General features: G+C 54.1%; 15 protein-coding genes. 7 read left to right on the forward strand and 8 right to left on the reverse strand.

Going from position 1 to position 14669, the window contains the following annotated elements; genetic code table 11:
• Positions 1-15: 15 nt before the first annotated feature.
• Together GY169_RS01690 and GY169_RS01695 are read left to right on the forward strand one after the other, a co-directional pair.
• Positions 16-774 (forward strand): SDR family NAD(P)-dependent oxidoreductase, encoded by a 759-nt coding sequence (locus tag GY169_RS01690; protein WP_065356390.1) that lies wholly within the window; start codon positions 16-18, stop codon positions 772-774.
• Between the two features lie 330 nt (positions 775-1104).
• Positions 1105-1731, forward strand: a complete 627-nt coding sequence (locus tag GY169_RS01695; protein WP_167574867.1) for a response regulator transcription factor — start codon at positions 1105-1107, stop codon at positions 1729-1731.
• On the opposite strand, the gene GY169_RS01700 is transcribed toward GY169_RS01695, so the two are convergent.
• Entirely contained in the window at positions 1708-2151 is a 444-nt protein-coding gene (locus GY169_RS01700; protein WP_163446826.1) for a lysozyme, read from the reverse strand. The two genes, GY169_RS01695 and GY169_RS01700, sit on opposite strands and share 24 nt — an antisense overlap.
• A 53-nt stretch (positions 2152-2204) precedes the next feature.
• Entirely contained in the window at positions 2205-2750 is a 546-nt protein-coding gene (locus tag GY169_RS01705; RefSeq protein WP_167574868.1) for a GNAT family N-acetyltransferase, read from the reverse strand.
• A 136-nt stretch (positions 2751-2886) separates the two neighbouring features.
• Between GY169_RS01705 and GY169_RS01710 the strand changes: the two genes are divergently transcribed.
• On the forward strand, positions 2887-4479 hold the full coding sequence (locus GY169_RS01710; protein ID WP_167574869.1) for an STY4199 family HEPN domain-containing protein: 1593 nt from the start codon (positions 2887-2889) through the stop codon (positions 4477-4479).
• 74 nt (positions 4480-4553) lie between these two features.
• Here the strand turns inward: GY169_RS01710 and GY169_RS01715 are convergent, their stop codons facing one another.
• The 3 genes from GY169_RS01715 to GY169_RS01725 form a co-directional block, all read right to left on the reverse strand.
• Entirely contained in the window at positions 4554-5441 is an 888-nt protein-coding gene (locus GY169_RS01715) for a bestrophin family protein (RefSeq protein ID WP_167574870.1), read from the reverse strand.
• A gap of 3 nt (positions 5442-5444) precedes the next feature.
• The gene (locus tag GY169_RS01720; protein ID WP_167574871.1) at positions 5445-5864 is read right to left on the reverse strand and encodes a hypothetical protein; all 420 of its coding nucleotides are present in this window, start codon (positions 5862-5864) and stop codon (positions 5445-5447) included.
• Between the two features lie 382 nt (positions 5865-6246).
• Positions 6247-7176, reverse strand: coding sequence for a LysR family transcriptional regulator (locus tag GY169_RS01725; protein WP_167574872.1), 930 nt, complete (start codon positions 7174-7176; stop codon positions 6247-6249).
• Positions 7177-7296: 120 nt separating this feature from the next.
• On the opposite strand from GY169_RS01725, the gene GY169_RS01730 reads away from it, so the two are divergent.
• A complete protein-coding gene (locus GY169_RS01730; protein WP_167574873.1) occupies positions 7297-8037 on the forward strand; it encodes a MipA/OmpV family protein in 741 nt (246 codons plus the stop codon).
• Positions 8038-8113: 76 nt separating this feature from the next.
• On the opposite strand, the gene gorA is transcribed toward GY169_RS01730, so the two are convergent.
• Together gorA and GY169_RS01740 are read right to left on the reverse strand one after the other, a co-directional pair.
• The gene (gorA, locus tag GY169_RS01735; protein WP_167574874.1) at positions 8114-9466 is read right to left on the reverse strand and encodes a glutathione-disulfide reductase; all 1353 of its coding nucleotides are present in this window, start codon (positions 9464-9466) and stop codon (positions 8114-8116) included.
• Between the two features lie 105 nt (positions 9467-9571).
• Positions 9572-10414, reverse strand: a complete 843-nt coding sequence (locus GY169_RS01740) for a 23S rRNA (adenine(2030)-N(6))-methyltransferase RlmJ (protein WP_064541271.1) — start codon at positions 10412-10414, stop codon at positions 9572-9574.
• A 193-nt stretch (positions 10415-10607) separates the two neighbouring features.
• Between GY169_RS01740 and prlC the strand changes: the two genes are divergently transcribed.
• Both prlC and rsmJ read left to right on the forward strand, forming a co-directional pair.
• Complete coding sequence (gene prlC, locus GY169_RS01745; protein ID WP_167574875.1) at positions 10608-12650, forward strand: oligopeptidase A; 2043 nt, start codon at positions 10608-10610, stop codon at positions 12648-12650.
• Positions 12651-12658: 8 nt separating this feature from the next.
• Positions 12659-13411 (forward strand): 16S rRNA (guanine(1516)-N(2))-methyltransferase RsmJ, encoded by a 753-nt coding sequence (gene rsmJ / locus GY169_RS01750; RefSeq protein WP_064541283.1) that lies wholly within the window; start codon positions 12659-12661, stop codon positions 13409-13411.
• Between the two features lie 64 nt (positions 13412-13475).
• Here the strand turns inward: rsmJ and uspA are convergent, their stop codons facing one another.
• Positions 13476-13913 (reverse strand): universal stress protein UspA, encoded by a 438-nt coding sequence (uspA, locus tag GY169_RS01755; protein WP_064541286.1) that lies wholly within the window; start codon positions 13911-13913, stop codon positions 13476-13478.
• A gap of 378 nt (positions 13914-14291) precedes the next feature.
• Here uspA and uspB point away from each other — a divergent pair, with 378 nt between their 5' ends.
• Entirely contained in the window at positions 14292-14627 is a 336-nt protein-coding gene (uspB, locus tag GY169_RS01760) for a universal stress protein UspB (RefSeq protein WP_064541289.1), read from the forward strand.
• The last annotated feature ends 42 nt before the right edge of the window (positions 14628-14669 follow it).

Raw genomic sequence — 14669 nt, forward strand, 5'->3', positions numbered from 1 at the left:
GAAATGAGGTTTCCTATGAACCAGCGTATTGCGATTGTGACCGGCGGCAGCCGTGGATTGGGAAAAAATGCAGTGCTGAAGCTCGCCGCACAGGGAACGGATATTATTTTTACCTACAACAGCCAACGTGATGCTGCCCTGCAGGTTGTCGCCGAAGTGGAACAAACAGGGGCGAAAGCGGTGGCATTGCAGCTGAACGTCAGCGAAACTGCGAGCTTTACCGCATTTGCCGGGCAGGTGAAAACGCAGCTTAAGCAGGTGTGGGGGCGGGAGACATTTGATTATTTAGTGAACAACGCCGGTATTGGTCTATATGCCCCGTTTGCCGAGACATCGGAAGCGTTGTTCGATGAGCTGATGAACATTCATTTTAAGGGGCCGTTCTTCCTCACCCAGCAGCTTCTGCCATTGATGGCTGACGGTGGGCGCATTCTTAACGTTTCGACCGGGCTGGCGCGCTTTGCACTGCCGGGCTACGCGGCTTACGCGTCCATGAAAGGGGCGATGGAGGTCCTCACTCGCTACCAGGCAAAAGAACTCGGCGCGCGGGGAATCTCCGTCAACAGTATCGCGCCAGGGGCCATTGAAACCGACTTTGGCGGCGGACGCGTGCGCGACAACGAAGAGCTGAATAAATACGTGGCCTCGCAAACCGCGCTAGGCCGTGTCGGCCTGCCGGACGATATCGGCGACGCTATCGCCGCCCTGCTCAGCGACAATCTGCGCTGGATGACCGCGCAGCGTATTGAAGTTTCGGGTGGGATGTTCCTGTAATCGCTACGCACTTTTCATATTGTGCTGAAATAAGTCCGAATTCGGGCTTATTTCATTTTGCGCTTTCTATTTTTCCTTCGGTAATCTACATTTCGCCAAATAATATTTATCATTAGCCCTTCCTCTCAGTTTTTCCTTAATCATGATGTGATGAGTTATGTGAATGCGTAATGGCGCTCTCAGGGTTGTAATTATTCATAATTATGATGTTTAGATCGCCGCTTATCTACGTAAAATGCCCCTGGCCAAACGGCGAGTTCTTATTTCATGCCGCGAGGATTACTCTTCCGGTCATTAAGAACAGTTTATTTTTTTAATGGGGAAACCGTTATGCAGGTAGTCATGTTTGACAGGCAGTCAATATTTATTCATGGAATGAAAATTAGCTTACAGGAACACATTCCAGGAATTGATGTTTGTGCCGTCAACCAGGCCGATGACCTGTGGCGGCAGTTGTTACAGCATCCGGATGCGCTGCTCATTCTGGATGGGGGAATGGACCCCGGATTTTGCCAGTGGTTGTTGCAGGAGAAGTTTCAGCAGTTTCCGGAGTCTAAATGCATCATCATCGTCAATGAATATAACCAGGCCTGGCTCAGCAATATGATGGCATTTAATGTGCAGGCGATTATTCTGCGCGATGCCAGCGTAGAGGTATTTGTACAAACCATCAAAAGCGTGATGCGCGGGTTAATTTGCCTGCCGGGCGACTGGCGGATGGAGTATGAGCAAACGAGACATGGGCTGGATAACTTAAGCCAGCGTCAGCGAGAAATATTAACCCTGCTGGCGAACGGAGAAACCAATAAAGAGATTAGCCGGACGTTGAATATTAGCGCCGGAACGGTGAAAGCCCACCTGGAGTCTTTGTACCGCCGCCTGGATGTGAAGAATCGTACCCAGGCGGCGATGCTGCTTAATCATCGCCAGGATTTACAGCCAGGCGGTCTGGAATAACGCGGCTTCAGCCTGGCGTTGGCGCGCCAGGCTGCTCTGTTGCTCTCCTGCGCGAAGCCACTCGGCCAGCGCGGCGTTAAAATCCTGGCGGTTAATCTCTTGTGTTATCGGTGATAGCTGAACGCCCTCAGGCCCGAGGCTAAAGGCCAGCGACAGCAGCGCGTCAAACTGATGCTGTTCCAGCGGTACGTTGATGCACTGAAGAAGCACCTGCCGATAATATTCCACGTCCCGTTCAAACAGCGCCTCTGCCTGCGGGTGGGTTAACAGCGTATCAAAGCGTTCCCGGTCATGAATAAGATGCCCATAGCCAATCACCCAAAACCCCTCCGCATCGCGGTATTTCTCCAGCGAAAGCCCCTGAAAACGCTTAATAAATGCCAAACCCTGCCGGCTCGGCATGGTGATGCCTGTGCTCATGATGCTCTCTCTCCCGGTAACGCGAGAAGTGTAAAAGAGCGGGGCTCATCCGCCTATTGGCCGAATGACGGTGAATTATCATATTCGTGGTTGAGTAGGCCAAACAGCCAGTCGTTGTGCCACTGCCCGGCGAGGAAATAGCTCTCGCGCAGCTCGCCTTCAAGACGGAATCCGAGTTTTTCCAGGGTGCGGCGCGAGGCCATATTGCCCGCCGTGACCGTCGCGGTGAGCCGACGAATACCGCCGGTGCTAAAGGCATAGTCGCACATCGCACGCAGTGATTCAGTGCCGTAGCCTCTGCCCTGCGACTCAGGGGCGAATAAAAATCCCACTTCCGCACAGTCATGGTCGCGATGAATATAGCCGGTGATACCAAGCGCTGCGTTCTGCCTGTCGCGAACCAGCAAACAGAGCCAGTGCGCATCACCGGGCGACCAGTGAGATAGTCGGGAATCAAAGGCGGCGCGGATCTCGCTTTCACTGCGTTTGTCCGCCACAAAGCGCATCACCTGCGGGTGCTGCTGAAGGGCGAGAAAGAAGGGCCAGTCGCGGTCGACAAGCTGTGTGCAGACTAAACGTTCGGTGGTGAGCGCGATCATAATTTCACATTCTGAGTGGGGGCACAGGACTGTTAATTTGCCTGATTTCGTCTATGGTGTAACGACAAAAATAACAGAAAAATAACATATTAACCCTAAGGCGAAACGGCCTTGCTGTTGGTGAAGGAACGTGAAGATGTCGACGTCGTCGCGTCAGGTTGGTCAGCACTTTGAGCATTGCCTGAGCATTATTCGCCAGGCCTCCATTGAAATACTCACTCTGCTTAAGCTCCGCGTGACGGAGGGTAAAGATCCCCGCTGGTTTCTGGAGCAGTTGGATCAGGCCCGGCTGAATCTCGGCGGCTGGGGCGCCGTCGCCCAACGCCTCGGCATCAACGACAGCCAGCTAAGTGAATTTATGCTGCAACTGCGCCACCTTCAGCAGGGGATCCCCTCGTATGAACACGGGCAAGGGGCGACGGAGAACCAGTTGATTGCGGCGCTGCGCTTTGTCGTAACGCTGGAACAAATCAAACAGCAGCAGCCTCTGCTCATGTTCAACACCGGCTATGCCAGTGACGGCGAACAGCTTCAGGAGCCAGCGCTGCGCCAGCTTCGGGCCGTTGAGCTGACTATCCGCGGCCTGATCGGCGAGGCCTGGCCTGATGAACCGCATTTGCATCATTTTCTGAAGTCGCAGTTCGGGCCGCAAGCGTGCGCCCGTTGGCACTCGCGAAGCCCGTCGGGCGAGATGCTTGACGGCATGACCTTCAGCGAGATGGCGCTGTTGCTTGTCGATAAGAAAACATTCTCCCGCCATTTTACTTCGTTCTTCAACTATGCGACCGCGCTGACGTTTCTGGTTGAGCAGCGCTTAACGCTGCATCTGTTTCTTGATGACATCCGGCGGATGCGAAATTCGGTACTGGCCCATCGGACGTTGGGGGAAATGGAGTGCCTGCTGCTGGACTTATACGCGCAGCAGATTGCCGCGCCGGTTCAGCGCGCCTATGAGCAGGGGCGCACCCGCGTTAATCCCGCCAGCCTGATGGCCGCAGACGGCGCTGAGGTCCAGCAGTTCTGGGAGCGGGCGCATGACTATGCGCGTGCCTACGGTCTGGATGGTCGGCCCATTCCCGACAGCATCGAGCGGCTGTCGCAGAAAACGCGACAGCGTGCCGATACGCGAGAACGCATTATTGCCGCCGTGCTGTGGAGTGCGGTCGGCGTAACCGTGCTGGTGATGGCGCTGGGCGGTATCTGGCTTCTCACCGCGACGCCAGAGGTGGTGCCGTCTGCGGTCTCGCCGATTGAAGAACAGGCGACCGCTGCGGAGGCGCGTGCGACGCCTTCGCCCCGTGAAATTCTGGCTCGGCGCGGGATTCTTTGGGACAGTAATGCGCTGCGTTCGGCGATCGACAGCAATAATATTGAGGTGGCCGAACTCTTTTTACGCGGCGGGATGAACTGGCAACTGGCCTGGACCGATCTGGCGATGTCCGCTGGTCATCAAACGGTGCTCAATCTGCTCTTACGCTACCGCCTGCAGATGGACGAGCCGAAGCCCTGCCGACGGTTTATCAATACCCTTACGCACGAGATGTCACAGGGAGCGCCGCTTAATACGGTGCGGAAATCCTATCTTCAGACCTTCTGCACGACCCCGGCGGTCGTGGCCCGCCAGCGGCAGGCGGTGGATAACGCGCAGCGGCGCAATCAGGCTTCGGGTAATGCGGAAAGTAAAAAATGGCTGCTGATACAGCGATCTATCTATGAGGTGATTCGTTAAGAAGGGTGCGCGACGCGCGATGGGACGGATGGTACACCCCGTAACCTCCACGCATCTCGCGTCACGCAATGCGATTACAGCAGACGATAGTGCGCGTCCGGTTTCAGTTTTGGCGGGATGAGGCTGTCTTTGACCATCTCCCGCAGATCTATCTCTATCGCGTTGCAAATGGCATTGAGCGGCAAGTCGTTATCTTCCGTACCAAAAGGGTCTTCCAGCTCAGTGGCAATCGCGTCGAGGGCCAGCAGCGCGTAGGTGGTGAAAATGGAAAATAGCAGCGTCAAAACGCCAAAGTCGTGAATCAGCAGCAGCGGATACACGGCGCAAAAAATCCCTACCGTACGATGCAGCAGCAGCGAATAGGCATAAGGGATTGGCGTGTTGCTGATGCGCTCGCAGCCGCCCTGAATGGTACTCATCTGATTCAGATAGTGGTTGAAATTGCGGTACACAAAATCATTTGGTCGATGCTGATACAGCCACTGCCCCACGTTTTGCAGCAGCGCGTTGCAGGGCGTAGTAAGGTGCTGGTAGTCCAGCGCCCGGGAAATCGGCACCGGTCCGTGGCGCAGCTTGGCTTTCAGCGTGGTGCAGTAGGTGACGATCAAATCCAGCACCACTTTTTTCTCTTCTGCGCTGGTATTGGTGGTGTTAATAACTTCACGCATTAACGAGCGGCTGACAATCAGCAAATCTCCCCACAGCTTGCGAGCTTCCCAGTAGCGAAGCCACGCCGTGTTATTGCGAAAGCCAAGAAACACCGATATCGAAATAGAGATACCAATAAAGTAGAACGAGCTTTCCTTTGCCATAATGCCGTGCAGGTGCAATAGCGGCAGCACAAACAGATAGGCGATGTTGAGCATGATAAAGAAGCAAAGCTGAGGCGAGATTTTTCGCATGATGGAGCCGCGCCATGAGAATAATTTACGCAGCCAGCTTTGCTCTGGCCTGACGATCATGGTTTACGCCTTTTCTGCTGACAGCGCTAAAAGGGTGTCGTAGACCACCTGCAGGCGTTCGAGATAGTGCGTAAACACCCCGGTTTTATCCTGAACGGGAATGCAGCGATCAAGATTGCCATGCACGTCGATACAGGCTGGCGGGAGCTCAATACGCCCCAACGTCCCGGATTCGACCTCAAACTGGATCTGGATTTCACCAAACATGCATGAGCGGATGATATTAATATTAACACCGCTAAATACGCTGATGCTTAAGCGACCTTTTTCGCTGGGTTGAATTTGGTGATGATACATGCGCTCGGAGGCGGTGATTTTGGTGATAAGCTCCATGGAATAGGTATTCCAGAATTTATCCATTTTATTGAGGTGGTTGAAAATCAGCAGTGATTTTTCTTCCAGAGAGGTAGCGATATTCGTCATCTTTGGTATCCGCAGCGCGCGAAGCGCCCTATCCTGAATGTAATCTATAGCGGCGCGAATGGTTATGTCGTGCGCATGTTTATGTCTATATAGGATGGGTAATCTGGCAATTGCATTAATTAAGTGCGCTAACAAAATAACATATTTCGGATGCGATGGCGTGATTGTAAAACGTCAATAATAAAGTACTTCGTCTATACTTATTATTGGTTATTAATATAATTAATGCGGGTTATTTTCCCTGAGTATCCCATTTTTAATATGAAGAAAGTAAGTTGAACAGATCTGAGGAAAGTCGGTGATTCGCGGTAGAGCTCAAAGGATGAAGTATAAAATCGATAAACGCTCTTCCGCGGATAGTCTGCCTGTGTCGCTTGTCGGGCTATGCCACCTGACGGCGAATCTCTTCCAGTACCTCATTGAGGATAAACTGAACCCGCCATGGCTGATATTCACGCTTGCGGTAGATAGCGACCAGATCCAGCCACCACTCGTATTGTTCGGCAAAGCAAGGGGCTAACACACCGGCCTGAATGTCTGCCTGTACGCTATTTTTAGGCGCAAAGACGATGCCTAAACCATGCCGCGCCAGCTCCAACGCTGACTGGCTGTTATCGCAAACGTAGTGGCCTTTGACACGAAAATCCCGCACTTCCTGGCTGCCCGCAAGGCTAAACCGCCAGATATTAGCATCATCAATCATCATCGAATCCAGCAGGATGCAGGAGTGTTGTTCAAGTTCTTCTGGAGAGTTAAGCGGATGTTCCTTGAGGTATTGTGTGCTGGCATAGGCGCTGACCGCATATTTCGTAATAAAGTTGGCAACCAGTGATTCATTTTTTGGACCCACGCAGGAAAGTAATATATCGCAATCTTCTGGAAAATCGGAACCTTCGTAGAAGGATTTACGTTCAAGGTTAAAGGTTTTTAGACTAAGCGTAATGTTGCCAATATCTTTAATTGTGTTGACCACATTTTTCGCTAAATAGGCGTTAATCATCGTTGGCGAGTAAATGGTGACGCGGCCATTTTTCTCATGCTTATAATCAGAGATGAAATTATTCAGCTGATTTTCCTTCTCCAACAGGTCGTTGACGTAGGGCAGTAACGACTCGCCAAAACGCGTTAACGACAGCTTTCGGGAAGTGCGCTCAAAGATCTTTAAACCAATTTTTGATTCAACATCAGCAAGATACTTGCTTACGTTGGCCTGCGCCATCCCGAGTATAGTGGCGGCATGGCTGACGTTTTCGCTGGCTGCAATCACCGAAATTATTTTTAATTCCTGTGGTTTAATCTGGAGTTTTTTCATCACCTGGCTCTGTATATATAAGTTGATATAGTGCTATATAAATATTGAGATTGCAGCGATATAAATACGACCATTATCATATTTGCTATCAGGATATGATATTAGGTTGGAACCTCAGGAATGTCAATTAAGCGTACGGCGATGTTGCTTCTGTCACTCTCATTTATCGCAAATGCCACGGCAGAGAATTTATCTGTTGGTGCCGGTGTAATATATAATGAGTCGGTTTATCGCGGATATAATGAAAATACCCATGCGGTACCTATTATAAATTACGAAGGCAATTCTTTTTATATTCGTCAGACCACATTAGGCTACGCGTTGTTTAAAGACAAACGTGACGAGGTCAGCCTGACGGCATCATGGCTGCCGCTGACGTTTGACCCGTCGGATAACGACGATCGCGCCATGAAGCAGTTGGACAAGCGTAACAGTACTGCGATGGCCGGTGCGGCATGGTATCACCATGAGAAGTGGGGGAGCCTGAAGCTGTCCGCGGCAGCGGATGTGCTGGATAACAGCAACGGTTGGGTGGGTGAACTGTCCTGGTTCCGCGTGTTGCCGTTAGGAGCTCTGTCTATTACGCCTGCCGTGGGCGTCTATTACTATGATGACAGCTTTAACCGTTACTACTATGGCGTGTCGGGGGCTGAGTCCCGCCGTAGCGGTTTGGCGGCGCGATCGCCCGGGGATAGCTGGATGCCGTACGTGGGGCTGACGTTGAAATACCCGCTGACCCGCAACCTGATGCTGTTGGCCAACGCCAGTTATAGCGTACTGCCGGATGAAATTAAAAACAGCCCGATGGTCGACAGGGATGACAGCTTTACGCTGCTGACCGGGGTAAGCTGGCGGTTCTGATTATCGGCGCTTCCCGATGACGCGTCATAAAAAAAGCCAGACTTTCGTCTGGCTTTTGTCGTTCGGCTCCCGCGTCTTAGCGCATGGTGACAAACTCTTCCGCGGCAGTAGGGTGAATCGCCACGGTATTGTCGAAGTCTTTCTTGGTCGCGCCCATTTTCAGCGCCACGGCAAAGCCTTGCAGAATTTCATCCATGCCGAAGCCGATGCCGTGAATACCGACAATTTTCTCTTCCGGGCCAACGCAGACCAGCTTCATACGGCATGGCTGACGGTGAGAGGTGACGGCGGTGTACATGGCGGTGAAGGAGGATTTATAGACCTTCACAGCATCATCGCCGTACTGCTCACGTGCCTGCGGCTCGGTTAAGCCAACGGTACCGATCGGTGGATGGCTGAAGACCACGGTCGGGATGTTGCTGTAGTCCAGATGCTCGTCTGGCTTGTTGTTAAACAGACGCTCAGACAGACGACGGCCAGCGGCGACCGCGACCGGCGTCAGCTCAACGGCGCCGGTGTTATCACCTACGGCATAAATGCCCGGCACGTTGGTATTCTGGAATTTATCAACGACGATATAGCCTTTATCGTTGGTTTCCACGCCGGTTACCGCGAGGTTGAAGTTATCGGTTGCCGGTTCGCGGCCAATCGCCCAAATCAGGCAGTCGACGGTCTGGCTGCGGCCGTCTTCCAGCTCCAGCGTCAGGCTGCCGTCGGCATTCTTGACCACCGCTTTTGGAATGGCGTTGGTGTGCAACTGCGGGCCTTCGGCGTTCATCACCTCAACCAGCGTCTCGACGATTAACGGGTCGAAACTGCGCAGCGGCGCGTGTTTACGCACGAACAGGTGAGTTTCCGCGCCCAGGCCGTTAATGACGCCCGCCAGCTCAACGGCGATATAGCCTGCGCCCACCACGGCCACGCGCTTCGGCAGCGCCGGAAGTTCGAAGAAACCGTCGGAGTCGATACCGTATTCCACGCCCGGAATGTTCGGATGGCTTGGGCGGCCGCCGGTGGCGATCAGGATATGATCGGCAGTGATCGTCTCGCCGTTCACTTCGATGGTTTTGGCATCGACGAAGCGCGCAAAGCCTTTGATCACATCAACTTTATTCTTACCCAGCACGTTGTCGTAAGAGGTATGGATACGGTCAATGTACGCGGTGCGGCTGGCAACCAGTTTGTCCCAATCAAAGTTATTGATGGTGGTGTCGAAACCGTAGTCCGGGCCATACATATGAATCGCTTCGCGAATCTGCGCGGCATGCCACATCACTTTTTTCGGCACGCAGCCGACGTTAACGCAGGTACCGCCCAGATCTTTGGCTTCAATCAGCGCGCACTTCTGGCCGTACATGGCCGCACGGTTGATTGAGGCGATACCGCCGCTGCCGCCGCCAATGGCGATGTAGTCGTAATGTTTGGTCATGGCCGCTCCTCAAACGTTCAATGTTGAGCGGGTGAGCCTCATGCTCCCCGCCAAAATACTCGCGATTGTATACCTGAAACTGATAGGTTCCACCGATGCCTGCGATTACTCCGGCACGATCCAGTTCACCAGCGTATGACCGATGCCTGTTGGAACCAGCTTGCTGTGCAGCCACGGCAGCACGTTGTTCATTTGTGCTTCCAGCTTCCACGGCGGGTTGATGACGATCATACCGGAGGCGGTCATGCCGCGCTGGTCGCTGTCCGGACGAACCGCCAGCTCAATTTGCAGAATTTTGCGAATGCCGGTCGCTTCGAGGTCGTGGATCATGCGTTTAATTTGCTGACGCAGCACCACCGGGTACCACAGCGCATAGGTGCCGGTAGCAAAACGCTTGTAGCCTTCGCTGATGCCGCTCACTACTGCCTGATAGTCGGTTTTAATTTCGTACGGCGGGTCGATCAGAATCAAGCCGCGGCGGGAGGCTGGCGGCAGCTTCGCCTTGAGCTGCTGGTAGCCGTCGGCGCGTTCTACGCGGGCGCGGTTATCTTTCTGGAATTCAGAACGCAGCAGCGGGAAGTCGCTCGGGTGCAGCTCGGTCATTTGCAGGCTGTCCTGCTCACGCAGCAGTTGGCGGGCAATCAGCGGAGAACCAGGGTAGTAACGCAGTTGGCCGCTGCGGTTGAAGTGCTCAACCACCGAAATATACGGCACCAGCTCTTCAGGCAGATCGTCCTGTTGCCAGATGCGGGCGATGCCTTCCAGGTATTCCCCGGTCTTTTCGGCATGCTCGCCGCTCAGCTGATAGCGGCCTGCGCCAGCGTGGGTGTCCAGATAGAGAAACGGCTTCTCTTTCTCTTTCAGTGATTCAATGATCAGACTCTGAACGGTGTGTTTGAGGACGTCGGCGTGGTTGCCTGCGTGAAAGCTGTGGCGATAACTGAGCATGGATGCGGATATTCCGGGAATTAAACAAGATAACCGATAGTTTACCGCAGATCCGCCGAGATTACCGCTATCACCCGTTAAGAGGATAACCTCCGGCGCTATCATTGAAATTCCCCCAACTATCCCCCATTCTAGATCTATCGCTAAAGCGCCGTTGAGCGCTTCATTTCTTTCTTAGACCAGGACAGCGCATATGACCAATCCATTACTGACCCCTTTCGAACTACCGCCGTTTTCCCGGATTCAGCCCGAACATGTTGTCCCTGCTGTCACTAAAGCACTGAACGACTGTCGCGAGAATGTGGAGCGTGTAGTCGCACAGGGCGCGCCATATAGCTGGGAAAACCTCTGCCAGCCGCTGGCGGAAGTGGACGATGTTCTGGGGCGTATTTTCTCGCCAATTAGCCACTTAAACTCGGTCAAAAACAGCCCGGAACTGCGTGAGGCCTACGAGCAGACGCTGCCGCTGCTGTCGGAATACAGCACCTGGGTTGGCCAGCATGAGGGGCTGTACAAGGCTTACCGCGACCTGCGCGACGGCGACAACTACGCCACCCTGAGCGTAGCGCAGAAAAAAGCGGTCGATAACGCGCTGCGTGATTTCGAACTGTCCGGGATCGGCCTGCCGAAAGAGAAACAGCAGCGCTACGGCGAAATCGCCGCTCGTCTGTCCGAGCTGGGCAACCAGTACAGCAACAACGTGCTCGACGCCACCATGGGCTGGAGCAAGCTGGTGACGGACGAAAGCGAGCTGGCCGGGATGCCGGAAAGCGCGCTGGCGGCAGCGAAGGCCCAGGCCGAAGCCAAAGAGCAGGAAGGTTACCTGCTGACCCTGGATATCCCGAGCTACCTGCCGGTCATGACCTACTGTGACAACCAGGCTCTGCGTGAAGAGCTGTATCGCGCCTACTCCACTCGCGCCTCAGACCAGGGGCCGAACGCCGGTAAGTGGGACAACACCCCGGTGATGGAAGAGATTCTTGCGCTGCGTCACGAGCTGGCACAGCTGCTGGGCTTCGAAAGCTACGCCTTTAAATCACTCGCCACCAAAATGGCGGAAAACCCGCAGCAGGTGCTCGACTTCCTGACCGATCTGGCGAAACGCGCCCGTCCGCAGGGTGAAAAAGAGCTGGCCCAGCTGCGTGCTTTCGCCAAAGCCGAATTTGGCGTTGATGAGCTGCAGCCGTGGGATATCGCTTACTACAGCGAGAAACAAAAACAGCATCTGTACAGCATCAGCGACGAACAGCTGCGCCCGTACTTCCCTGAAAACAAAGCCGTTAATGGCCTGTTTGAAGTAGTAAAACGTATTTACGGTATCACCGCAAAAGAGCGTACCGACGTTGACGTCTGGAACCCGGAAGTGCGTTTCTTCGAGCTGTACGATGAAAGCAACGAACTGCGCGGCAGCTTCTACCTTGACCTGTACGCCCGTGAACACAAACGCGGCGGGGCGTGGATGGATGACTGCGTCGGCCAGATGCGTAAAACCGACGGCACGCTGCAAAAACCGGTTGCCTATCTGACCTGTAACTTTAACCGTCCGGTGAACGGCAAACCGGCGCTGTTCACCCACGACGAAGTGATCACCCTGTTCCACGAATTTGGTCACGGTCTGCACCACATGCTGACCCGCATTGAAACGGCCGGTGTTTCCGGCATCAGCGGGGTGCCATGGGATGCGGTCGAGTTGCCGAGCCAGTTTATGGAAAACTGGTGCTGGGAGCCGGAAGCGCTGGCGTTTATCTCCGGCCACTATGAAACCGGCGAACCGCTGCCGAAGGAACTGCTGGATAAAATGCTGGCGGCGAAAAACTATCAGGCCGCGCTGTTTATCCTGCGCCAGCTGGAGTTCGGCCTGTTCGACTTCCGCCTGCACGCGCAGTACAACCCGCAGCAGGGGGCGAAAGTCCTCGAGACGCTGGCGGAAATTAAGAAACAGGTCGCCGTGGTGCCGGGCCCAACCTGGGGCCGCTTCCCGCACGCCTTCAGCCACATCTTTGCCGGCGGTTATGCAGCGGGTTACTACAGCTATCTGTGGGCCGACGTGCTGGCCGCGGATGCGTTCTCTCGCTTTGAAGAAGAAGGCATCTTCAACCGTGAAACCGGTCAGTCGTTCCTCGATAACATCCTGACCCGTGGCGGTTCCGAAGAGCCAATGGCGCTGTTCAAACGCTTCCGTGGCCGTGAACCGCAGCTCGATGCCATGCTGGCGCATTACGGCATCAAGGGCTGATTGTTCGCGTGAAAATTTGTTTATTGGATGAAACGGGCGCCGGAGACGGCGCCTTATCTGTTCTGGCCGCCCGCTGGGGGCTTGAGCACGATGATGACAACCTGATGGCGCTGGTGATGACGCCGGAGCACCTGGAGCTGCGCAAACGCGACGAGCCGAAGCTCGGCGGCATCTTTGTCGATTTTGTCGGCGGGGCGATGGCGCACCGGCGCAAGTTTGGTGGCGGTCGCGGCGAAGCGGTGGCGAAAGCCGTCGGCATCAAAGGCGATTACCTGCCGGACGTGGTTGATGCCACCGCCGGGCTGGGGCGCGATGCATTTGTACTGGCCTCTGTTGGCTGCCGCGTGCGGATGCTGGAGCGTAATCCGGTGGTTGCCGCGCTGCTCGACGACGGCCTGGCGCGTGGCTATGCCGATGCGGAAATTGGCCCGTGGTTGCAGGAACGTTTACAGCTGATTCACGCCTCAAGCCTGACGGCGTTAACCGATATTACCCCACGCCCACAGGTGGTCTATCTCGACCCGATGTTCCCGCACAAGCAGAAAAGCGCGCTGGTGAAAAAAGAGATGCGCGTGTTTCAGTCGCTGGTGGGGCCGGATCTCGACGCGGATGGCCTGCTTGAACCGGCGCGCCGGTTAGCCACCAAACGCGTGGTGGTGAAGCGGCCGGACTACGCGCCGCCGCTGGCGGACGTGGCAACGCCGAACGCGGTGGTGACCAAAGGACATCGCTTTGATATTTATGCCGGAACGGCGGAGTAATTTCGGGTTAATAGAAATAAAAACGCCTGCTTGCGCAGGCGTTTCACGATGCTCAACGCGAGAGTTATTCTTCTTCGTCGTCGCGCAGCGGAACAATCAGCATATCGACGTGGACTGTGTTGATAAGCTGGCGTGCAGATGACATCAGCTTGCTCCAGAAGTCCTGATGATGACCACAAACCACCAGGTCCATATCGTATTTCTTAATCGCATCAACCAGCACCTGACCCAGGTCGCCGCTACCGCTCAGGGTTTCGGTGATCGGGTAGCCCGCGTTCGTGGACAGTTCAGTCAGTGCGTGATGGGTTTCTTCGGAAATGCGCTTCTGCATATCGCCAAGATTAACGTCGATAAGCCCGGTGTAGAGATCGGAATAGTTTACGTCGACGTGAATCAGCGAAACTTTTGCATTGTAGGGGCGAGCCATTGATACCGCTTTTTCCACCAGAACTTTGCTCTCTGGGGAAAGGTCGACCGCGATCAAAATGTGTTTGTAAGCCATGGTGTTACTCCTTCCATAAAGTTGTCGATGACTGTTGGACCAGACAGCCCATGCGCTGTCCCTTGCCCGCGTCCTGCGTGCGACTTGCGCGGGGTTTGCCCTTAAAGACCTAATTGTAGAAGATATTTCTACCTTATAGCGGCCTTGGGGCGCCGTCAATGCATCCGGTTCGCCAATTAGTTAAACAAATTTTTCCATCTTACGTATTGATAACGATTAACCTTGTGGTAAAAAATTTAACTGATCTCCTACACTATTTAATGAGCCGTTCGGATAAATAAACGTGATCTGAATCGCACTCTTTTACTGAGGTGTTGGTGGGTTATTGGGGAGCGAGATGTCCTGGGGTCTCCGAGGACTGGTCGCCGGGGAGGAGTTATGATCAGCACGATTGCGCTGTTTTGGGCCCTGTGTGTCGTTTGTGTGGTAAATATGGCACGCTACTTCTCATCGTTGCGTGCATTATTGGTTGTACTACGTGGTTGCGATCCCTTGCTTTATCAGTATGTGGACGGCGGTGGTTTCTTTACCTCGCACGGTCAGCCGGGCAAACAAATACGCCTGGTCTGGTATATCTACGGGCAGCGGTATCGCGATCATCATGATGATGAGTTTATTCGCCGCTGTGACCGGGTTCGTCGTCAGTTTATTTTGACCAGTTCCCTGTGTGGCCTGGTGGTGATTAGCTTAATCGCCCTGATGATTTGGCACTGAGTAAAAAAAACGGGCCAGTTTCCTGACCCGTTTTCTGTTTGT

This window comes from Kluyvera genomosp. 3 (assembly GCF_011765685.1).
Lineage (GTDB): Bacteria > Pseudomonadota > Gammaproteobacteria > Enterobacterales > Enterobacteriaceae > Kluyvera > Kluyvera georgiana_A.

Bases quoted from the DNA above. Each gene is read 5' to 3' on its own strand.
- GY169_RS01690 (WP_065356390.1), top strand. From the start codon at position 16: ATGAACCAGCGTATTGCGATTGTGACCGGCGGCAGCCGTGGATTGGGA.
- GY169_RS01695 (WP_167574867.1), top strand. From the start codon at position 1,105: ATGCAGGTAGTCATGTTTGACAGGCAGTCAATATTTATTCATGGAATG.
- GY169_RS01700 (WP_163446826.1), bottom strand. From the start codon at position 2,151: ATGAGCACAGGCATCACCATGCCGAGCCGGCAGGGTTTGGCATTTATT.
- GY169_RS01705 (WP_167574868.1), bottom strand. From the start codon at position 2,750: ATGATCGCGCTCACCACCGAACGTTTAGTCTGCACACAGCTTGTCGAC.
- GY169_RS01710 (WP_167574869.1), top strand. From the start codon at position 2,887: ATGTCGACGTCGTCGCGTCAGGTTGGTCAGCACTTTGAGCATTGCCTG.
- GY169_RS01715 (WP_167574870.1), bottom strand. From the start codon at position 5,441: ATGATCGTCAGGCCAGAGCAAAGCTGGCTGCGTAAATTATTCTCATGG.
- GY169_RS01720 (WP_167574871.1), bottom strand. From the start codon at position 5,864: ATGACGAATATCGCTACCTCTCTGGAAGAAAAATCACTGCTGATTTTC.
- GY169_RS01725 (WP_167574872.1), bottom strand. From the start codon at position 7,176: ATGAAAAAACTCCAGATTAAACCACAGGAATTAAAAATAATTTCGGTG.
- GY169_RS01730 (WP_167574873.1), top strand. From the start codon at position 7,297: ATGTCAATTAAGCGTACGGCGATGTTGCTTCTGTCACTCTCATTTATC.
- gorA (WP_167574874.1), bottom strand. From the start codon at position 9,466: ATGACCAAACATTACGACTACATCGCCATTGGCGGCGGCAGCGGCGGT.
- GY169_RS01740 (WP_064541271.1), bottom strand. From the start codon at position 10,414: ATGCTCAGTTATCGCCACAGCTTTCACGCAGGCAACCACGCCGACGTC.
- prlC (WP_167574875.1), top strand. From the start codon at position 10,608: ATGACCAATCCATTACTGACCCCTTTCGAACTACCGCCGTTTTCCCGG.
- uspA (WP_064541286.1), bottom strand. From the start codon at position 13,913: ATGGCTTACAAACACATTTTGATCGCGGTCGACCTTTCCCCAGAGAGC.
- uspB (WP_064541289.1), top strand. From the start codon at position 14,292: ATGATCAGCACGATTGCGCTGTTTTGGGCCCTGTGTGTCGTTTGTGTG.